This is a genomic window from Ideonella sp. (assembly GCF_041287625.1).
Classification (GTDB): domain Bacteria; phylum Pseudomonadota; class Gammaproteobacteria; order Burkholderiales; family Burkholderiaceae_C; genus Ideonella.
On the sequence record NZ_JBGGNH010000031.1, the window covers coordinates 215,120 to 234,249 of the forward strand.

A 19,130-nucleotide genomic window follows, 5' to 3' on the forward strand; every position below is an offset into this window, starting at 1 on the left:
GCCTATACTGATGTCACTCAATGACATCAAAGGTGGACCTTCATGCGAATTCTCGTCACCGGCGCTTCCGGCTGGATCGGCTCGGCCAGCGTCAAGGAACTCCTCTCGGCAGGCCATCACGTGCTCGGCCTGGCTCGCAGCGACGAGTCGGCAGCCCGTCTTGCCAAGCAGGGCGTCCAAGTCGTTCGTGGCAGCCTGGATGACCTCGCCAGCCTGCGCGCCGCGGCGGCGTTGGCGGAAGGCGTGGTGCACCTCGGCTACAACCACGATTTCACGCAGATGGCCGCCGCGGCCCGGACCGATCGTGCGGCGATCGATGCATTCGCGGACGTGCTGCAAGGAACCGGCGGTCCGCTGCTGATCGCCTCGGGCACGCTGGGGCTGGCTCCCGGCCACGTGGGCACAGAAGACAGCATGCCCAGCGCCGATGTGCACCCCAGGATCGCCAACGCGGCCTACACCTTGGGCCTGGCCGAGCGCGGCATCCGATCGATGGTCGTGCGATTTCCACCGACGGTACACGGGGCGGGCGGTGATCACGGGTTCGTGGCAGTGCTTGCGCGCATCGCCCGCGAGAAGGGCGTTTCCGGCTACATCGGCGACGGCCGCAACCGCTGGCCTGCGGTGAACCGCCTCGATGCCGGCAAACTGGTGCAACTGGCCATCGACAGCGCGACGCCTGGCAGCGTGCTGCACGCCGTCGCCGAGGAAGGAATCGCTGCACACGACATTGCAGCCGCGTTGGGCGAGTTCATTGGCGTGCCAGTGGAATCGATTCCGGCGGATCAAGCACGGGCCCACTTCGACTGGCTTGGCATGTTCTTCGCGGCCGACGCTCCGGCTTCCAGCGTGCGAACGCGCGCGCTGCTGGGCTGGGAGCCAACGCACGAAACCCTGATGGAAGACATCGCCGCAGGGGAATATCCCGGTCGTTGATCGCCGCATGCTCGACGCATTGCCACGCCATTTGGCATTTGGCGCGGCAGGCACCGCCCGCGCGGCGTGGGAGCCGGGCTACGAGCCGGTGATCGTTGACGACGCCTGCGGCGCGCCGGTCGAAGCGGCGCACCAGGGTTCCATGGCCCATGTGCTGCCGCGGCTGGGTGAGCTGCGGTCGACAGCCCAGGTGCAGGCAGCCCACTGAGCGGATCGCCCGCCCACGGTCACGCCGCCGGACGCAAGCCCCGAATGGCGTTCGCCGTGGCGCTGCAGCGGATGCGGCCATCTGCGTCCGGACGCAAGCGCTCGTGCAGCCGCGCAGTCAACCGTTCGACATCGGCAGGCATCATCGTCGTCAGCCGAGGCGCCAGCCGCGGCCCGCTTTGGGCCACGCGCCAGAAGCTGTCGAAGTCATCAAAGCTGCGCTGGACCTGGATTTGCATTGTCTCGACCGACACCAGGCCCGCCTCGGTCCACAGCGTGCGCATCGCGTCCATGCGCGAAGCATCCGCGCGCGGTGGCCACAGCGGCGGCACGCCGAGCGCGGCCATTTCCTCCTGCAGCACGGCAAAAGGAAAACCGCCGCCAAGGATGTCCCAGGCATAGGCCGACACGCTGCCGCCCGGCTTGACCACACGCGCCATCTCGGCCACGCCCCTGGCCGGCTCGGGTACGAAGAAGATGACCAGGGCCATCACCGCGGCGTCGAAGGCCGCGTCAGCAAAAGGCAGCGCCATCGCGTTGCCCTGCTGCAGCTGGACTGGCTGGCCGGCGAGCCGGCCGCGGGCATACAGCAGCTGTTCTTCCGATGGATCGAGGCCTTCGACCGCACTCGGCGCGCAGCGCTGCAACAGCAGCTCGGTGAACGCGCCGTTGCCGCAGCCCACATCGAGCCAGCGCCGGCCCGGCACCGGCGCCAGCCACTGCAGGAACTGCTCGCCTGCCAGCCAGCTCCATTTGCCCATGAAGTCCTCGTAGGCGGCGCCGTCGTCAAAGCGGATCTGCTGCTCGTCCATGGGTTGCTCCCGTCTCAGTCGTCCACGTTCGGATCCAGTTCCGGAAACAGCACTTCGGTGAAGCCGAGCTTGCGCAGGTCGGCCATGCGGGTCGGGTACAGCCGGCCGATCAGGTGGTCAACCTCGTGCTGCACCACGCGGGCGTGGAAGCCCTCGGCCTCGCGGTCGATGGGCCGGCCCTGTGGGTCCAGGCCCTGGTAGCGGATGCGGCTGTGGCGAGGCACCAGGCCGCGCAGCCCGGGCACCGACAGGCAGCCCTCCCAGCCTTCCTCCAGTTCGTTGGACAGCGGCGTGATGACCGGATTGATCAGCACCGTTTGCGGTACCACGGGCGCTTCGGGATAGCGCGGGTTGTGCTGGCCGGAGCCGAAGATCACCAGCTGCAGGTCCACGCCGATCTGCGGCGCGGCCAGGCCGGCGCCGTTGGCCGCGGCCATGGTGTCGAACATGTCGGCGATCAGCGCGTGCAGTTCAGGCGTGTCAAATGCGGTGACGGGTTGGGCGACGCGCAGCAGACGCGCGTCGCCCATCTTCAGGATGGGGTGGACAGCCATGGCAGGGATTCGGAAAGAAAGAAGCCGGGGTGCCAAGCTTAAGGCCGAAAATGACGGCAACAGAATCGTTGACCCCTTGACTCTCTACCCGCTTCAGGGTTTCCAATCGCGCCTGCCTTGTTGCCCCGCTGAATCCGCGCCCTTCGTGACCAAGCTCATCGCCTTGCTGCTTGCCTTGCTGGTACCGCTCCAGTTCGCCTGGGGCGCAGCCGCGACCTATTGCGAGCACGAAAGAGCGCCGCAATCGGGTGCGCACTTTGGGCACCATGCGCATGAGCACCAGGGCAGCACCGATTCCTCGGCGCAAGGCAAGCTCAGCGTCGACAACGATTGCAGCTTCTGCCATGCCGGCGCACCCGCGCTGGTGACACCGGCCCTGCATGCGCTGGGCAGCGTGCCCCGCGAACGCCTGCAAGAGGCCCTCGCCACCGCCTGCTCCTCTGCCCTCGCAGAAGGGCCAGACCGGCCACAGTGGCCCCGTCTCGCCTAGCCGGCGGGACGAAAGGACTCACCCCAAGCCATCCGTCTCGCCGAATCCCTGGAACCACCATGAGATTCGATGAGAACACTTCTATTGCCGCTCGGGCTGGCGGCGACTTTGCTCAGCCCCTTCCTGGCGCAGGCCCAGCCTGCGTCGCCCCTGACCCTTGAAAAAGCGCTGCAGCTTGCGAGCACGGGCAGCCCTGTCCTGTCCGCAGCGCGGCGCGAACTCGAAGCCTCGGACGGTGCGCTGCAGCAGGCTGGCACCTTTCCCAACCCCGCGCTGAACGCCTCTGTCGAGGACACCCGGCGCGCCACGCGCACCACCACGGCCACGCTGGACTTTCCCATCGAGCTGGGCGGCAAGCGCCAGGCGCGGGTCACCGCGGCCGAGCGCGGCCAGGACCTGGCGCGGGCCGAACTCGGCAACGCCCAGGCGCAACTGCGCGCCACCGTCGTTGCCAGCTACTTCTCGGTGCTGCTGGCCCAGGCACGCGTGCAGCTGGCCGACGACTCGGCCGCGCTGGCCACCCGGGCCGCGGACGCGATTGCCAAGCGCGTCGCTGCCGGCAAGGTCTCGCCGGTGGACGAAACCCGGGCGCGTGTCGACCAGGCGAATGCGCAGCTGGAAGCCGCGGAGGCGGTTGCCGAACTGCAGGCCGCGCGCCACGGCCTGGCAGCGCTGTGGGGCGACGAGCAGCCCGGTTTTTCCGAAGTGACCGGCGATGCAAGCCAGTTGCCCAGCCCGGCGGCGCTGCCCGAGCTGCGGCAACAGCTCGACGCCTCGCCGGCGCTGCAGGCCAGCCGCATCGAGGCCAGCCGAAGGCAGGCGATGGTGGAAGTCGAGCGCAGCAAGGCCGTGCCCGACATCACGCTCAGCCTGGGCGCCAAGCGCGACAACGAACTCGGCCGCACGCAGGCGGTCATCGGCGTGTCGATTCCGCTGCCGCTGTTCGACCGCAACCAGGGCAGCGTGCTCGAAGCCGGCAGGCGCGCGCTGCAGGCCGAAGATGCGCACCGCGCAACCCGCCTGCGGCTGCTGGGCGAGTTGCAACAAGCCACCGGCCAACTCGCGCTGGCCCGCAGCTCGGTGCAGACGCTGCAGGACACCGTGCTGCCGGCCGCGCAACGCGCCTTCGACGCGGCAAGCCAGGGCTTCGAAGCCGGCAAGTTCGGCTTCATCGACGTGATCGATGCCCAGCGCGCGCTGCTGCAGGCCCGCAGCCGCTACCTGAACACGCTGTCCGGCGCCCACCAGGCCGCCGCGACCATCGACCGCCTGCTCGGTCGCTGAACACATTCATTCCCATCATGGCAATCACTTCCAGACAACGCGTCGCGATGGCGCTCCTCATCGTGCTGGGCCTGCTCGGCACCGGCGCGGTGCTGATGACGGCACGGCACAACGGCGGCGAAGAAGCCGAGCACGCCGCCGAATCGAAAGGCGAGCATGCCGACCCACACGAGGGTCAACAACATGCTCAGCACGAGGACACACACGAAGACAAGCAGGGTGACAAGGACAGCCACGCACCGGGCGCCGAAGCGCACGGCGCGCATGAAACGCACGAGGACTCGCGCATCGCCCTGAGTGCCGAGCAGATCAAGGCCGCAGGCATCACGCTGCAGGCCGCCGGGCCGGGCCAGTTGCAGGCCAGCGCGCAGTTCCAGGGCGAGATCCGCTTCAACGACGACCGCACCTCCCACGTCGTGCCGCGCTTGGCCGGCGTGGTCGAGGCGGTGCATGCGGACCTCGGGCAGCAGGTGAAAAAAGGCGAGCTGCTGGCCACCGTTGCCAGCACCGCGCTGGCCGAGCAGCGCAGCGAATGGCTGACCGCGCAAAAGCGCCGTGACGCCGCACGCGTGAGCTTCGAGCGCGAGAAAAAGCTGTGGGAGGACAGGATCTCCGCCCAGCAGGATTTCCTGCAGGCGCAAAGCGCCTTGCAGGAGGCCGACATCGCCTTGCAGAACGCCGCGCAGAAGCTGGCGGCGGTCGGCGCCACAGGCGCGTCAGCCGTGCTGAACCGCTTCGAGATCCGCGCGCCGTTTGCCGGCACGGTGGTGGAGAAGCACCTGAGCCTGGGCGAGGCCGTCAAGGAAGACGCCAGCATCTTCACCGTGTCCGACCTGAGCACCGTGTGGGCCGACTTCGCGGTGGCGCCCAAGGACTTGGGCACGGTGCGGGTGGGACAGCGGGTCATCGTCTCCTCGACCGCATTCGACAGCAAGACCGAAGGCGTGATCGCCTATGTCGGCGCCCTGCTGGGCGAGCAGACCCGCACCGCCCGCGCCCGCGTGGCGCTGCGCAACCCCGGCGGCGCGTGGCGACCGGGCCTGTTCGTCACCGTGGCGGTGCTGGGTGAGCAGCAGGCGCTGCCGCTGGTGGTGAGCGCCGATGCGGTGCAGTCGGTCGAAGGGCAGAGCATGGTGTTCAAGGCAGTCGATGGCGGCTTCGCGGGCCAGCCGGTGAAGCTGGGCCGGTCGGATGGCCGCAGCGTCGAGGTGCTGGGCGGGCTGAAAGCCGGTGAACAGATCGCCTCGTCCAACACCTTTGTGTTGAAGGCCGAGCTGGGCAAGGGCTCGGCGGAACACGAACACTGAAGGAAGCGCATCCATGTTTGAACGCATCATCCGCTTCTGCATCGAGCAGCGCTGGCTGGTCATGCTGGCCGTGCTGGGCATGGCCGGGCTGGGCCTCTACAACTACACGCGATTGCCGATCGACGCCGTGGTGGACATCTCCAACGTCCAGGTCGTCGTCAACACCGAGGCACCCGGCTACTCGCCGCTGGAGGCCGAGCAGCGCATCACCTATGCCATCGAGACGGTGATGGCCGGCCTGCCCGGGCTGGCGCAGACCCGCTCGCTGTCGCGCTATGGCCTGTCCCAGGTCACGGTGATCTTCCAGGACGGCACCGACATCTACTTCGCCCGCCAGTTGGTCAACCAGCGGCTGCAGGAGGCCCGGGAGCGCCTGCCGGCCGGCATCACGCCCAGCATGGGCCCGATCTCCACCGGCCTGGGCGAGATCTACCTGTGGACCGTCGAAGCAGCACCCGGCGCCAAGAAACCCGACGGCAGCGCCTACACGCCGACCGACCTGCGCGAGATCCAGGACTGGGTGGTCAAGCCGCAGCTGCGCAACGTGCCGGGTGTCACCGAGATCAACTCGATCGGCGGCTTCGAGAAGCAGTATGTGGTGGCACCGAACCTGGAGCGGCTGGGCGCCCATGGCCTGAGCCTGGCCGACGTGGTGACGGCGCTGGAGAAGAACAATGCCAACGAGGGCGCGGGCTACATCGAGCGGCGCGGCGAGCAGTACCTGGTGCGCGCGCCGGGCCAGGTCGCGTCGATGCAGGACATCCGCGACATCATCGTCGGCAGCGCGCAGGGCCAGCCGGTTCGCGTAGGTGACGTGGCCGAGGTCGAAATCGGGCGCGAGCTGCGCACCGGCGCAGCCACCGAGAACGGCCAGGAGGTCGTGCTGGGCACCGTCTTCATGCTGATGGGCGAGAACAGCCGCAGCGTCTCGCGGGCGGTCGACAAGCAGATGACGGCGATCAACCAGTCGCTGCCGGCCGGCGTGCGGGCAGTCACGGTGTATGACCGCACGGTGCTGGTCGACAAGGCCATCGGCACGGTGCAGAAGAACCTGCTCGAAGGCGCGGTGCTGGTGATCGCGGTGCTGTTCGTCTTCCTCGGCAACATGCGCGCCGCGCTGATCACGGCGATGGTGATCCCGCTGTCCATGCTGTTCACCTTCAGCGGCATGGTCTCGTACCGCATCAGCGCCAACCTGATGAGCCTGGGCGCGCTGGACTTCGGCATCATCGTCGACGGGGCCGTGGTCATCATCGAAAACGCGGTGCGCCGGCTGGCCCATGCGCAGGCCCACCGAGGCCGGCCACTGACACGCTCGGAGCGCTTCCACGAGGTGTTCGCCGCGGCCAGGGAGGCCAGGCGGCCGCTGCTGTTCGGGCAGCTCATCATCATGGTGGTCTACGTGCCCATCCTGGCGCTCACCGGCGTGGAGGGCAAGATGTTCCACCCGATGGCCTTCACCGTGCTGCTGGCCTTGCTGGGCGCGATGCTGCTGTCCATCACCTTCGTGCCTGCGGCCATTGCGCTGTTCATCGGCCAGCGCGTGGCGGAGAAGGAGAACCGGCTGATGCTGTGGGCCAGGCGGCGCTACGAGCCTGCCCTGAAGGCGTCGCTGGCCAACGCGCCGGTGGTGGCCACGTTCGCCGCGGTCGCGGTGCTGTTCTCGGTGGCGGTGGGCACCCGGCTGGGCAGCGAGTTCGTGCCCAACCTGAACGAGGGCGACTTCGCGATCCAGGCGCTGCGCATCCCCGGCACCAGCCTGACGCAATCGGTCGCCATGCAGCAGCAGCTGGAGCGCCGCCTGAAAGCGCGCTTCCCGGAGATCGAGCGCATCTTCGCGCGCACCGGCACCGCAGAGATTGCCGCCGACCCGATGCCGCCCAACATCTCCGACGGCTACATCATGCTCAAGCCCATGGACCAGTGGCCCGCACCGCGCAAGACACGCGACGAGCTGCTGGCCGCGATCCGCGACGAAGCGGCGCTGGTGCCGGGCAACGCCTACGAGTTCTCGCAGCCCATCCAGCTGCGCTTCAACGAGCTGATCTCCGGCGTGCGCTCGGACGTGGCAGTGAAGCTGTTCGGCGACGACAACGAGGTGCTGAACACCACCGCCGCCCAGATCGCCGAGCGCCTGGGCCAGGTGCCCGGCGCCACCGAGGTCAAGGTCGAGCAGACCAGTGGCCTGCCGATGCTTTCGGTCAACATCGACCGGGCCAAGGCGACCCGCTACGGGCTGAACATGAACGAGGTGCAGGCCACTGTGGCCACCGCCATCGGCGGCCGCGAGGCCGGCACCTTCTTCCAGGGCGACCGGCGCTTCGACATCCTGGTCCGCCTGCCCGAGGCCGTGCGGCAGGACATCGACGCGCTGCGCCGGCTGCCGATTGCCTTGCCCAGGGGCAGCGGGCCGACGGCCTATGTGCCACTGGGAGAACTCGCCACGCTGGAGCTCACGCCAGGCCCGAACCAGATCTCCCGCGAAGACGGCAAGCGCCGCGTGGTCGTCAGCGCCAACGTCACCGGGCGCGACCTCGGCTCCTTCGTCAGCGACGCGCAGGCCGCCATCGCCACCGTCAAGGTGCCAGCCGGCTACTGGACCGCCTGGGGCGGCACCTTCGAGCAACTGGCCTCTGCCACCCAGCGGCTGCAGCTGGTGGTGCCGCTGGCCTTGCTGATGGTGTTCGTGCTGCTGTTCACGATGTTCGGCAACCTCAAGGACGGCCTGCTGGTGTTCACCGGCATTCCGTTTGCGCTCACCGGCGGCGTGCTGGCGCTGTGGCTGCGCGGCATTCCGCTGTCCATATCGGCCGCGGTGGGCTTCATCGCGCTGTGCGGCGTGGCGGTGCTGAACGGCCTGGTGATGCTGTCCTTCATCCGCGGCCTGCGCGAGGAAGGCCGGACCCTGGACGAGGCGATCTGGGAGGGCGCGTTGACGCGGCTGCGGCCGGTCCTGATGACCGCCATGGTGGCCTCGCTGGGCTTTGTGCCGATGGCGCTGGCCACCGGCACCGGCGCGGAGGTGCAGCGCCCGCTGGCCACGGTGGTCATCGGCGGCATCCTGTCGTCCACCTTGCTGACGCTGCTGGTGCTGCCGGTGCTGTACCGCTGGGCTCACCGGCGCGACGAAGACGAGGTGCCGGCAACCGCCAACGCGACAACCGCAGCGACAGCCTGAACGATGCGCCCGGCCAGGGCGCATCGGCGGATCAGATCGCGCGCTGGTTCACCCGCTTGCTCAGCGCCTCGGCGCTTTCCTTGCGCTCGCTGTAGCGGTCCACGAGGTACGGGCCCAGGTCGCGCGTGAGCAGGGTGAACTTGAACAGCTCTTCCATCACGTCCACCAACCGGTCGTAGAAGGCCGAAGGCTTCATCCGGTCGTGTTCGTCGAACTCGGCGAAGGCCTTGGCCACCGAGGACTGGTTCGGAATGGTCAGCATGCGCATCCAGCGGCCGAGCACACGCATCTGGTTCACGGCGTTGAAGGACTGGCTGCCGCCGGAAACTTCCATCACCGCCAGCGTCTTGCCCTGCGTGGGCCGCACCGCGCCGACCGACAGCGGAATCCAGTCGATCTGCGCCTTCATGATGCCGGTCATCGCGCCATGCCGTTCCGGCGAGGTCCAGACCATGCCTTCGGACCAGGCGGCGAGATTACGCAGCTCCTGCACCTTGGGGTGGCCCTCGGGCGCACCGTCCGGCAGTGGCAAGCCGGCGGGGTCGAAGATGCGCACCTCGCCGCCCATGGCTTCGAGCAGCCGGGCGGCCTCGAAGGTCAGCAAGCGGCTGAACGAGCGCTCGCGCAACGAGCCGTACAGCATCAGGATGCGCGGTCGGTGGCGTGACGGCGACAGCACCGCCAGACGCTCCTGTGTCGGGACCTCGAAAAGGTCCGCAGCAAGCGCCGGAAAAGTGGTCTCGGGGAAAAGCAGCTCAGCCATGACGGGCCTTCGGTGGGTTGCCTGCACAGGCCTTGAGCTCAGGCGCGGAAGGGGCGCCCGACAGCAAGTGGTGAACCGCGACCGCCAGGGCCGCGCCGATCAACTCGGCCACGACAAAGCCCGGCGCGCTGGCCGGCGCGATGCCGGAAAAGCTGTCGCTGAACATGCGGCCGAACACGGCGGCCGGGTTGGCGAAAGAGGTCGACGCTGTGAACCAGTAAGCCGCGCCGATGTAGGCGGCCACCATCGCCGAGGCGCGGCCTGCCGGGGCGCGCAAGATGACCAGCAACAGCCCGAAGGTGGCCACGCCTTCGGCGATCCACTGGCCAGCGCCGCTGCGAACCTTGGTGGAGAACTGCAGGAGGTTCATGTCGAACATCGCATGCGCCAGCCAGGCCCCCAGCATCGCACCCAGCAGTTGCGCGGCCACATACGGCAGCAGCAGGCCACGCGGCAGCTCGCCGCGCGCGGCCATCACCAGCGACACGGCCGGATTGAAGTGCGCACCGCTGATCGGGCCAAAGACCTCGATCAGGACATACAGGCCGCCCACGGTGGCCAGCGTGTTGGCGAGCAGTGCGATGGCGACGTTGCCACCTGACAGGCGCTCGGCCATCACGCCCGAGCCGATCACCACGGCCAGCAGCAGCGCGGTGCCAAGCGCTTCGGACAGCAGCTTCCGAGGCATTCCGGCGTTCATCGTCAAGTTGCCGAAATGGCGTTCAGGGCGGCCCGGAGTTCGGCCTTGCCCAGGGTCTCCAGCGGCAGTTGCAGCAGCTGCAGCATGCGGTAGCCGATGGCCTGGCGGGTCAGCTCGAAGGCCAGGCGCTTGCCGGCGTCGCCGCCCTCGGCGTTCGAAGGGTCGGCATAGCCCCAGTGCACCTTGACCGGCTGGCCACCGTCGGCGTTGGCGCCGAAGAAGACCGGACACTGTTCGGCAGCTGCGCTGTCGCACACGGTGATGACGATGGACAGCGGCGGTGCTTCGGACGAGGTGAACTCGTCCCAGCGCTTGCTGCGGTAGCCGCTCGTGTCCACGCCGGCGTTCGCCAGCGCCTCCAGGGCAAAAGGGTTCAAGCGGCCACTGGGCGCGCTGCCGGCACTGAAGGCCCGTACGTCTTTGCCCAACTTGGCGGCCCAATGGTTGAGCATGCCCTCGCTCAGCACGCTGCGGGCCGAGTTGTGGGTGCAGAGGATCAGGACGTTGACGGTCATGGTCAGCGGGTTCCGAAACGAGGTCAGCAATTGCAGGCGGCTGCGGCATCGGCATCAGCACCGCTGGTGCCACAGGCCTCGCCCTGGCAGCAGTTCTCGGTCAGGAAGGCCAGCAGTGCGTTCATCCGGTCGTAGGCCGCGCGGTAGATCAGGTTGCGGCTGGCGCGCTCCTGGGTCACCAGGCCGGCGTGCAGCAGCTCCTTCAAGTGAAAGGACAGCGTGGCGGCCGGAATCTCCAGCCCTTCCTGCATCGCGCCAGGCGTCATGCCGGCATGGCCGACCACCACCAGCGCACGGAAAATGCGCAGCCGGACCGGCTGGGCCAACGCAGCAAGGGATCTGACGGCGACTTCTTCTTCCATATTTCCACTTTATTGGAATGAAAGAATGAATGCAAGACTGCTGACGAACGAACCAGGGGCTCCGCGGCTTGCGGTGGCTTTTCAAATTCGTTTATATTTGAACTGTTCACTTCTCAACCAATGAGAGGCGAAAGCAGACAGACGAGGACGGCGGAGACGGCATGCGCATTGTTTGCATTGGCGGCGGGCCTGCGGGCCTGGCTTTTGCCCTCATCATGAAGAAGCTCGACGCTCGCCACGAGATCACCGTGGTCGAGCGCAACCACCCCTACGACACCTTTGGCTGGGGCGTGGTGTTCTCCGATGCGACGATGCAGAACCTGCGCCGCTGGGACGCCGAAACCGCCGGCGCCATCGAGGCTTCGTTCTCGCACTGGGACGACATCGTGCTGGAGTTCAAAGGCCGCAGCCTGCGCTCGGGCGGCCACGGCTTTGTCGGCATCGGCCGCAAGCGCCTGCTGAACATCCTGCAGGCCCGCTGCGAGGCGCTGGGCGTGCAACTGCTGTTCGACCGCGAGGTGCGCTCCGACGACGAGTTCGCCGACGCCGACCTGGTCATCGCCAGCGACGGCGTCAACTCCGCGATCCGCACCAGGTACGCCGAAACCTTCAAGCCCGACATCGTCACCCGCCCGAACCGCTTCATCTGGCTTGGCGCGAAAAAGCGCTACGACGCCTTCACCTTCGTCTTCGAGAAGACCGAACACGGCTGGTTCCAGGCCCATGTCTACAAGTTCGACGAAGAGACCTCGACCTTCATCGTCGAATGCACCGAGGCGACCTGGCGCGCGCACGGCCTGGACAAGCTCGACGTCGAAGCCTCCATCGCCTTCTGCGAGCAGGTCTTCGCGCGACACCTGGCGGGCACCGCGCTGTTGAGCAACGCGCGCCACCTGCGCGGCTCGGCCTGGCTGAATTTCCAGCGCATCCGCTGCGAACAATGGTGGCTGGACAACGGCCGCCAGCCGGTGGTGCTGATGGGCGACGCGGTGCACACCGCGCACTTCGCGATCGGCTCTGGCACCAAGCTCGCGCTGGAGGACGCGATCGAGCTGGCGAACCAGTTCAAGCTGAAGGCTGAAGCCGGCGGCACCGTCACGCGCGAGGACTTGCCCGCGCTGCTGGACCGTTACCAGCAGATCCGCGCCGTCGAGGTGCTGCGGCTGCAGAACGCGGCCTGGAACGCGATGGAATGGTTCGAGGTTTGCGGCCAGCGCTACTGCGACCAGCTCGAACCCGAGCAGTTCATGTATTCGCTGCTGACACGCAGCCAGCGCATCAGCCACGAGAACCTGCGCTTGCGTGATGCGGGCTGGCTGGGCGGCTACGAAGCCTGGTTCGCCAAGAAGCCCCAGACACCGCCGATGTTCACACCGTTCACGGTGCGTTCGGTCACGCTGAAGAACCGCGTGATCGTCTCGCCGATGGCGCAGTACTCGGCCGTGGACGGCAGCGTGGGCGACTACCACCTGGTGCACCTGGGCGCACGGGCGATGGGCGGCGCGGCGCTGGTGATGGCCGAGATGACCTGCACCAGCCCGGACGCCCGCATCACGCCCGGATGCCCCGGCCTGTGGAACGACACCCAGCGCGACGCCTGGGCGCGCATCGTCGACTGGGTGCACGACCAGAGCGACGCGAAGATCGGCATGCAGCTGGGCCACGCCGGTGCCAAGGGCGCGACCAACCTGGGCTGGGAAGGCATCGACCAACCGCTGACCTCCGGCGGCTGGCCGCTGATCTCGGCCTCGCCGCAGCAGTACCTGCCGGGCGTGAGCGACTGGTCGCGCCAGATGAAGCGCAGCGACATGGAGCAGGTGCGGAGTGATTTCGTCGCCGCCACGCGCCGCGCGGCCGAGGCCGGTTTCGACTGGCTGGAACTGCACTGCGCGCACGGCTACCTGCTGTCGTCCTTCCTGTCGCCGCTGACCAACCAGCGCGAAGACGAATACGGCGGCTCGCTGGACAACCGGCTGCGTTATCCGCTGCAGGTCTTCGCCGCGGTGCGTGAAGCCTGGCCGCAGCAGCTGCCGATGTCGGTGCGCATCTCGGCGCACGACTGGGTCGAAGGTGGCCTCACGCCGGCCGACGCAGTGGAGATCGCGCGGGCCTTCAAGGCGGCCGGCGCGGACCTGATCGATTGCTCGTCCGGCCAGGTCAGCAAGGCCGAGCGCCCGACCTACGGCCGCATGTGGCAGACGCCGTTTTCGGACCGCATCCGCAACGAGGCCGGCATTGCCACCATCGCAGTCGGCGCGATCAGCGAGGCCGACCACGTCAACGCGATCATTGCCGCTGGCCGTGCGGACCTCTGCGCCGTCGCCCGCCCGCACCTTGCGAACCCGGCCTGGACGTTGACCGAAGCCGCGCGCATCGGCTACACGGCCATCTCATGGCCGGCACCGTACCGCTCCGGCAAGCCGCAGCTGGAGGCGATCTTCCAGCGAGAGAAGGCAATGCAACAAGGGGCCGGACAATGAATGCACCGCACGTGCTTGTCACCGGCGCGAACCGCGGCATTGGCGCTGCGATTGCGCACGCGCTGGCGGCGAACGGTTGGCGCGTGACGCTGGCCGGGCGCTCGATCGAAGCGCTGGAGGCCACACGCGCCGTGCTGCCTGGCGACGGACATGCCGTCGTGCAGATGGACGTGGCCAGCGCCGACAGCATCACGCGCGCCTTCGCCGAGGCGCGCGCCGCGCAAGGTCCGCTGCACGCGCTGGTGAACAACGCCGGCATGGTCGAGACAGGACCCACGCAACGCTTTGCACTGGCTGCCTGGGAGCGCCTGCTGGACGTCAACCTCACCGGCGTTTTCCTCTGCTGCCAGGCCGCGATTGCCGACCTGCGCGGGACGCAGGGCCGCATCGTCAACATCGCCAGCACCGCGGCGCAGAAGGGCTATGCGTTCACCGCCGCCTATGCCGCGGCCAAGCACGGCGTGGTCGGTTTCACGCGTTCGCTGGCGCTGGAGCTGGCACCGGCCGGCATTGCCGTCAACGCCGTGTGCCCGGGCTACACCGACACCGACATCGTGCGCGGCGGCATGGCACAGATCATGGACAAGAAGGGCAAGAGCGAGGCCGAGGCGCTGCAGAGCTTCACGCAGGCCAACCCGATGCAGCGGCTGGTCCGGCCCGACGAAGTGGCCGAGGTTGTGCGCTGGCTGTGCCGCCAGGCGCCTGCGGCGATCACCGGGCAGTCGATCTCGATCAGCGGTGGCGAGGTGATGTGAAACCATGAAAAACGAAACGCGAAGAGACCCTCGCAGCACCGACAGCCTGGACGAGCTGATTGGCGACGACGCCATCGGCCACGAAGGCCGCGCCGGCGCAGGCGACCACGCGGCGGTGCGCACCTGGCTGCGGCTGCTGGCCTGCACCACGCAGATCGAGACGGAGATCCGTCGCCGCCTGCGCACGCACTTCGACATGACGCTGCCGCGTTTCGACTACCTGGCGCAGCTGCACCGCTTCCACGCCGAACAGCCCGAGGGCCTGCGCATGAGCCAGCTTTCGCGCTACCTGATGGTGACCGGCGGCAACGTGACCAGCCTGACAGACGAGCTGGAGAAGCTGGGCCACGTCAAGCGCAACGTCGACCCGGAAGACCGGCGTTCGATCCGCATTGCGCTGACGCTGCGCGGGCGCCGCGCGTTCGACAAGATCGCCGCGGAGCACGAGCGCTGGGTCGTGGAACTGCTGTCCGACCTGGACGACGACGAAGGCCGCCAGCTGCACACGCTGCTCGGTCACCTGCGCCTCTCGCTGACGCGGCGCCTCAACGACAAGGGTTGAAACGACATGAGCAAAAGCCTGGACCCGGCGCTGGCCGCCGGCAACCGTCGACCGCTGGCGGACTACGCCGCGAAGCACTTCCGTTGGGAGTGCCGCGACCGCGTCGCGCACATCACGCTCTCGCGGCCCGAGCGCAAGAACCCACTGAGCTTCGAGAGCTACGCCGAGCTGCGCGACCTGTTCGAGCAGCTCCGCTTTGCGCCAGACGTGCGCGCCATCGTGCTGTCGGGCGAAGGCGGCAACTTCTGCTCGGGCGGCGACGTGCACGAGATCATCGGCCCGCTGATCGACTTGCCCGCGCCGGAGCTGCTGATGTTCACACGCATGACCGGCGACCTGGTGAAGGCGATGCGCCATTGCCCGCAGCCCATCGTGGCCGCGGTGGACGGCGTGTGCGCCGGCGCCGGCGCCATCCTCGCGATGGCCAGCGACCTGCGCTACGGCACAGCGCGCTCGAAGACCGCCTTCCTGTTCGCCCGCGTGGGCCTGGCTGGCTGCGACATGGGCGCCTGCGCGATGCTGCCGCGCATCGTTGGCCAGGGCCGCGCGGCGGAGTGGATCTACTCCGGCCGCGCGCTCGGCGGCGAAGAGGCCGAGCGCTGGGGCTTCTTCAACCGGCTGGTCGAACCCGAGGCGCTGCTGGAAGAAGCCACCGCCTTCGCGCGCACGCTGGCCGACGGCCCGGCGTTTGCGCATTCGCTGACCAAGTCCATGCTGCACCACGAATGGAGCATGGACATCGATTCGGCCATCGACGCCGAAGCGCAGGCGCAGGCGCTGTGCATGCTGACCGAGGATTTCGGCCATGCCTACCGCGCGTTTGCCGCCAAGACGAAACCCGTGTTCGAGGGCCGCTAGAAATGAAACCCCCACGCTCACTTTGTTCACTGCCCCCCGAGGGGGCGTTTCAGCGCCTTCGGGCGGCCGGGCGGCGCTGAGATGGTCGACGCCGTTGCCGAAGCCCTTACCTGGCCCTTCTTCGAACCCCGCCACCGCGAGCTGCATGCGCGGCTTTCGAGTTGGCTGGCCGAAGCCAAGCTGCCCGAACACCTTTCGCCGCACGCCACGCAGGCCGAGTTGGACGCGCATTGCCGCGACTGGGTGCGCGCGCTGGGCGAAGCCGGCTGGCTGCGCCATGCCGTGGCCGGGCGCGAACACGGCGGCGAGTCCGACACGCTGGACACGCGCACGCTGTGCCTGCTGCGCGAGACGTTGGGCGCGCACGACGGCCTGGCCGACTTCGCGTTTGCGATGCAGGGCCTGGGCAGCGGCGCCATCTCTCTCGCCAGCTCGCCCGCACTGAAGGCTCGCTACCTGCCGCGCGTGGCCAGCGGCGAGGCCATCGCGGCCTTTGCGCTGTCGGAACCGGATGCCGGCTCGGACGTGGCCGCGATGGCCACCACCGCGCAGCGCGACGGCGATGCCCGGGTGCTCAACGGCGAAAAGACCTGGATCTCCAACGGCGGCATCGCCGACTTCTACGTCGTCTTCGCGCGCCAGGTCGCACCGGGCGCGACACCCGAGGCGCGTGGCACCGGCAGCATTGCGGCCTTTGTGGTCGACGCCGACACACCGGGCTTCGAGATCGCCGAGCGCATTGATGTGATGGCGCCGCATCCGCTCGCACGGCTGGTCTTCCGCGACTGCCGAGTGCCGGCCGCGAACTGCCTGGCCGAGGGCGAAAACGGCGCTGGTTTCAAGCTCGCGATGCGCACGCTGGACGTGTTCCGCACCTCGGTCGCCGCCGCGGCGCTGGGCTTTGCGCGGCGCGCGCTGGCCGAAGGGCTGGACCGTGCTGTCTCGCGCAGCATGTTCGGCCAGCGCCTGGCGGACCTGCAGCTGACGCAAGCCAAGCTGGCCGACATGGCCCTGGCCGTCGACTCGGCCGCGCTGTTGACCTACCGCGCCGCGTGGCGCCGCGACCAAGGCCACACCGTCACCCGTGAAGCCGCGATGGCCAAGCTGGCCGCGACAGAAAACGCGCAGCGCGTGATCGACGCCGCAGTGCAGCTCTGGGGTGGCGCGGGCGTGCGCTCGGGCGCGGTCGTCGAGCGCTTGTACCGCGACATCCGCGCGCTGCGCATCTACGAAGGCGCCAGCGAAGTGCAGCAGCTCATCATTGCCAGAGAGTTGCTGAAGTAGTTCTCACGAGGAACGCACCATGACCCAAGGCCGATCCGCCCACGTCGACACCTTTGCGCGCGACCACCTGCCGCCGCGCGAGCTGCAGCCCGAGTACCTGTTCGAACTGCCCGAGCTGCAGTTCCCACCGCAGCTCAACTGCGCGGCCGAGCTGCTGGACGGCGCCATTGCGCGCGGCTGGGGCGAGCGGCCCTGCATCCTCGCGCCAGGCCTGCGCTGGACCTATGCCGAGCTGCAGTCGCGGGCCGACGCGATTGCGCATGTGCTGGTCGAAGACATGGGCGTGGTGCCCGGCCAGCGCGTGCTGCTGCGCGCGCCGAACAACGCCATGCTGGCGGCCTGCTGGTTCGGCGTGATGAAGACCGGCGCGATCGCGGTGGCGACGATGCCGCTGTTGCGCGCCAAGGAGCTGAAACAGGTCGTCTCGAAGGCGCAGGCCACGCATGCGCTGTGCGACCTGGCGCTCGCCGAGGAACTGCAGCTGGCGCAACCGGACTGCACTGCGCTGGCGCAGGTCCGTTTCTTCCACGACGCTTCGCCCCAAGGCCTGGAAGCGGCGATGGCCCGCCACCTCGGCAAGCCCTTCACGGCCGTGGACACCGCCGCGGACGATACCTGCCTGCTGGCCTTCACCTCGGGCACCACCGGCGTGCCCAAAGCGACCATGCACTTCCACCAGGATGTGATGGCGATCTGCGCCTGCTGGCCCAAACATGTGCTGCGCGCGGAAGGATCGGACGTCTTCATCGGCAGCCCGCCGCTGGGCTTCACCTTCGGGCTGGGCGGGCTGCTGCTGTTCCCGCTGTCGGTGGGCGCCAGCACCGTGCTGCTGGAAAAGCCGGCGCCACCGGCCCTGCTGGACGCGATCACCGAACATCGCGCCAGCGTGCTGTTCACGGCACCCACGACCTACCGCGCAATTGCTGCGCAAGCCGCTGAGCGCAAGCTCTCGGCCACGCAGGGCGGCCCGCTGCGAAAGTGTGTGGCCGCGGGCGAGGCCCTGCCTGCCGCCACGCGCAAGCTGTGGCAGGAGGCCACCGGCATCGAGATCATCGATGGCATCGGCTCGACCGAGATGCTGCACATCTTCATCTCGGCCGACGAGCAACACGCCCGCGGCGGCGCGACCGGCACCGCGGTGCCCGGCTATGCCGCCTGCGTGCTCGACGAGCAGGGCCGGGAAGCGCCGCGCGGCCAGGTCGGCAGGCTGGCGGTGCGCGGCCCCACCGGCTGCCGCTACCTGGACGACGAGCGGCAGGCCAGCTACGTGCAAAACGGCTGGAACCTCACCGGCGATGCCTACCTCCAGGACGAAGACGGCTACTTCCGCTACCAGGCCCGCACCGACGACATGATCATCTCGGCCGGCTACAACATCGCGGCCCCCGAGGTCGAAGACGTGCTGCTGGAACACCCGGCGGTGGCCGAATGCGCGGTGATCGGCGTGCCGGACGCAGCGCGCGGCGAGATCGTGAAAGCCTACGTCGTGCTGCGCGCCGGCCACGAAGCCGGCGACACCACCGTGCGGGCGCTGCAGGACTTCGTGAAAGCCAGCGTCGCGCCCTACAAGTACCCGCGCGCGGTCGAGTTCCGCAGCGAGCTGCCGCGCACCGCCACCGGCAAGCTGCAGCGCTTCCGCCTCAAGCCCCAGGACTGCCCATGAAAACCGCTCTCCAACCCGCCGACTGGCCGCGCCCGCGTGGCTATGCCAACGGCGTCGCGGCCCAGGGCCGCCAGGTGTTCGTGGCTGGCATGATCGGCTGGAACGCGGCGCAGGCCTTCGAAAGCGACGACCTGGTGGACCAGGTGCGCCAGGCGCTGCGCAATGTGTGCGCGGTGCTGGAAGAGGCTGGCGCCGGCCCGCAGCACATCGTGCGCATGACCTGGTATTTGGTGGACCGCACCGACTACCTGGCACGCAACCGCGAGATCGGCGCGGCCTACCGCGAAGTGATGGGCGCGCACTACGAGATCGCGATGAGCGCGGTGGAAGTGCGCGGGCTGATGGAGGCGCGCGCCAAGGTGGAGATCGAGGTCACGGCCGTGGTGCCGCAGGCGCTGTAGCTCGCCCTCGCGCAGGCAC

General features: G+C 68.5%; 19 protein-coding genes. 13 read left to right on the plus strand and 6 right to left on the minus strand.

The features are described 5' to 3' along the window. Positions 1-42 precede the first annotated feature (42 nt). Both ACAH41_RS12975 and ACAH41_RS12980 read left to right on the plus strand, forming a co-directional pair. Positions 43-936 (plus strand): SDR family oxidoreductase, encoded by an 894-nt coding sequence (locus ACAH41_RS12975; protein WP_325651323.1) that lies wholly within the window; start codon positions 43-45, stop codon positions 934-936. A gap of 7 nt (positions 937-943) precedes the next feature. After that, positions 944-1,144, plus strand: a complete 201-nt coding sequence (locus tag ACAH41_RS12980) for an isochorismatase family protein (protein ID WP_325651325.1) — start codon at positions 944-946, stop codon at positions 1,142-1,144. A gap of 19 nt (positions 1,145-1,163) precedes the next feature. On the opposite strand, the gene ACAH41_RS12985 is transcribed toward ACAH41_RS12980, so the two are convergent. Continuing rightward, on the minus strand, positions 1,164-1,955 hold the full coding sequence (locus tag ACAH41_RS12985; RefSeq protein ID WP_325651326.1) for a class I SAM-dependent methyltransferase: 792 nt from the start codon (positions 1,953-1,955) through the stop codon (positions 1,164-1,166). A gap of 14 nt (positions 1,956-1,969) precedes the next feature. Further along, complete coding sequence (gene def / locus ACAH41_RS12990; RefSeq protein ID WP_325651328.1) at positions 1,970-2,509, minus strand: peptide deformylase; 540 nt, start codon at positions 2,507-2,509, stop codon at positions 1,970-1,972. A 145-nt stretch (positions 2,510-2,654) separates the two neighbouring features. Here def and czcI point away from each other — a divergent pair, with 145 nt between their 5' ends. The 4 genes from czcI (at position 2,655) to ACAH41_RS13010 (ending at position 8,768) form a co-directional block, all read left to right on the plus strand. Continuing rightward, positions 2,655-2,999 carry a cation efflux protein, CzcI family gene (gene czcI, locus ACAH41_RS12995; protein ID WP_325651330.1) on the plus strand — a complete coding sequence of 115 codons (345 nt, stop codon included), beginning with the start codon at positions 2,655-2,657 and terminating at the stop codon, positions 2,997-2,999. 69 nt (positions 3,000-3,068) lie between these two features. Then, complete coding sequence (locus ACAH41_RS13000) at positions 3,069-4,283, plus strand: TolC family protein (RefSeq protein ID WP_325651332.1); 1,215 nt, start codon at positions 3,069-3,071, stop codon at positions 4,281-4,283. A gap of 17 nt (positions 4,284-4,300) precedes the next feature. Continuing rightward, complete coding sequence (locus ACAH41_RS13005; RefSeq protein WP_325651334.1) at positions 4,301-5,590, plus strand: efflux RND transporter periplasmic adaptor subunit; 1,290 nt, start codon at positions 4,301-4,303, stop codon at positions 5,588-5,590. A gap of 13 nt (positions 5,591-5,603) precedes the next feature. Beyond that, entirely contained in the window at positions 5,604-8,768 is a 3,165-nt protein-coding gene (locus ACAH41_RS13010; RefSeq protein WP_325651336.1) for a CusA/CzcA family heavy metal efflux RND transporter, read from the plus strand. A 31-nt stretch (positions 8,769-8,799) separates the two neighbouring features. Here the strand turns inward: ACAH41_RS13010 and arsH are convergent, their stop codons facing one another. Genes arsH through ACAH41_RS13030 form a run of 4 tightly spaced genes read right to left on the minus strand, consistent with a single transcriptional unit; the run spans position 8,800 to position 11,108 of the window. Beyond that, positions 8,800-9,531 carry an arsenical resistance protein ArsH gene (gene arsH, locus ACAH41_RS13015; protein ID WP_325651337.1) on the minus strand — a complete coding sequence of 244 codons (732 nt, stop codon included), beginning with the start codon at positions 9,529-9,531 and terminating at the stop codon, positions 8,800-8,802. Beyond that, positions 9,524-10,219 (minus strand): MIP/aquaporin family protein, encoded by a 696-nt coding sequence (locus ACAH41_RS13020; protein WP_325651338.1) that lies wholly within the window; start codon positions 10,217-10,219, stop codon positions 9,524-9,526. The genes arsH and ACAH41_RS13020 overlap by 8 nt, the downstream gene beginning before the upstream one ends. Before the next feature lie 14 nt (positions 10,220-10,233). Next, the gene (locus ACAH41_RS13025; RefSeq protein WP_325651340.1) at positions 10,234-10,746 is read right to left on the minus strand and encodes an arsenate reductase ArsC; all 513 of its coding nucleotides are present in this window, start codon (positions 10,744-10,746) and stop codon (positions 10,234-10,236) included. A 23-nt stretch (positions 10,747-10,769) separates the two neighbouring features. Then, positions 10,770-11,108, minus strand: coding sequence for a metalloregulator ArsR/SmtB family transcription factor (locus ACAH41_RS13030; protein ID WP_325651341.1), 339 nt, complete (start codon positions 11,106-11,108; stop codon positions 10,770-10,772). A 161-nt stretch (positions 11,109-11,269) separates the two neighbouring features. On the opposite strand from ACAH41_RS13030, the gene ACAH41_RS13035 reads away from it, so the two are divergent. The 7 genes from ACAH41_RS13035 to ACAH41_RS13065 all read left to right on the plus strand — a co-directional run bounded on the left by ACAH41_RS13035 (position 11,270) and on the right by ACAH41_RS13065 (position 19,111). After that, positions 11,270-13,588: a bifunctional salicylyl-CoA 5-hydroxylase/oxidoreductase gene (locus ACAH41_RS13035; RefSeq protein WP_325651342.1), complete on the plus strand. Its 2,319-nt coding sequence runs from the start codon at positions 11,270-11,272 to the stop codon at positions 13,586-13,588. After that, complete coding sequence (locus ACAH41_RS13040) at positions 13,585-14,343, plus strand: SDR family NAD(P)-dependent oxidoreductase (RefSeq protein ID WP_325651344.1); 759 nt, start codon at positions 13,585-13,587, stop codon at positions 14,341-14,343. Before ACAH41_RS13035 ends, ACAH41_RS13040 begins: the two co-directional genes overlap by 4 nt. Before the next feature lie 4 nt (positions 14,344-14,347). Continuing rightward, complete coding sequence (locus ACAH41_RS13045) at positions 14,348-14,905, plus strand: MarR family transcriptional regulator (RefSeq protein WP_325651346.1); 558 nt, start codon at positions 14,348-14,350, stop codon at positions 14,903-14,905. A 6-nt stretch (positions 14,906-14,911) separates the two neighbouring features. Beyond that, on the plus strand, positions 14,912-15,763 hold the full coding sequence (locus ACAH41_RS13050; protein WP_325651348.1) for an enoyl-CoA hydratase family protein: 852 nt from the start codon (positions 14,912-14,914) through the stop codon (positions 15,761-15,763). 81 nt (positions 15,764-15,844) lie between these two features. Then, a complete protein-coding gene (locus tag ACAH41_RS13055) occupies positions 15,845-17,047 on the plus strand; it encodes an acyl-CoA dehydrogenase family protein (protein WP_325651349.1) in 1,203 nt (400 codons plus the stop codon). A gap of 19 nt (positions 17,048-17,066) precedes the next feature. Further along, positions 17,067-18,710: an AMP-binding protein gene (locus tag ACAH41_RS13060; protein WP_325651351.1), complete on the plus strand. Its 1,644-nt coding sequence runs from the start codon at positions 17,067-17,069 to the stop codon at positions 18,708-18,710. Continuing rightward, positions 18,707-19,111: a RidA family protein gene (locus ACAH41_RS13065; RefSeq protein WP_325651353.1), complete on the plus strand. Its 405-nt coding sequence runs from the start codon at positions 18,707-18,709 to the stop codon at positions 19,109-19,111. Before ACAH41_RS13060 ends, ACAH41_RS13065 begins: the two co-directional genes overlap by 4 nt. Positions 19,112-19,130: the final 19 nt, after the last annotated feature.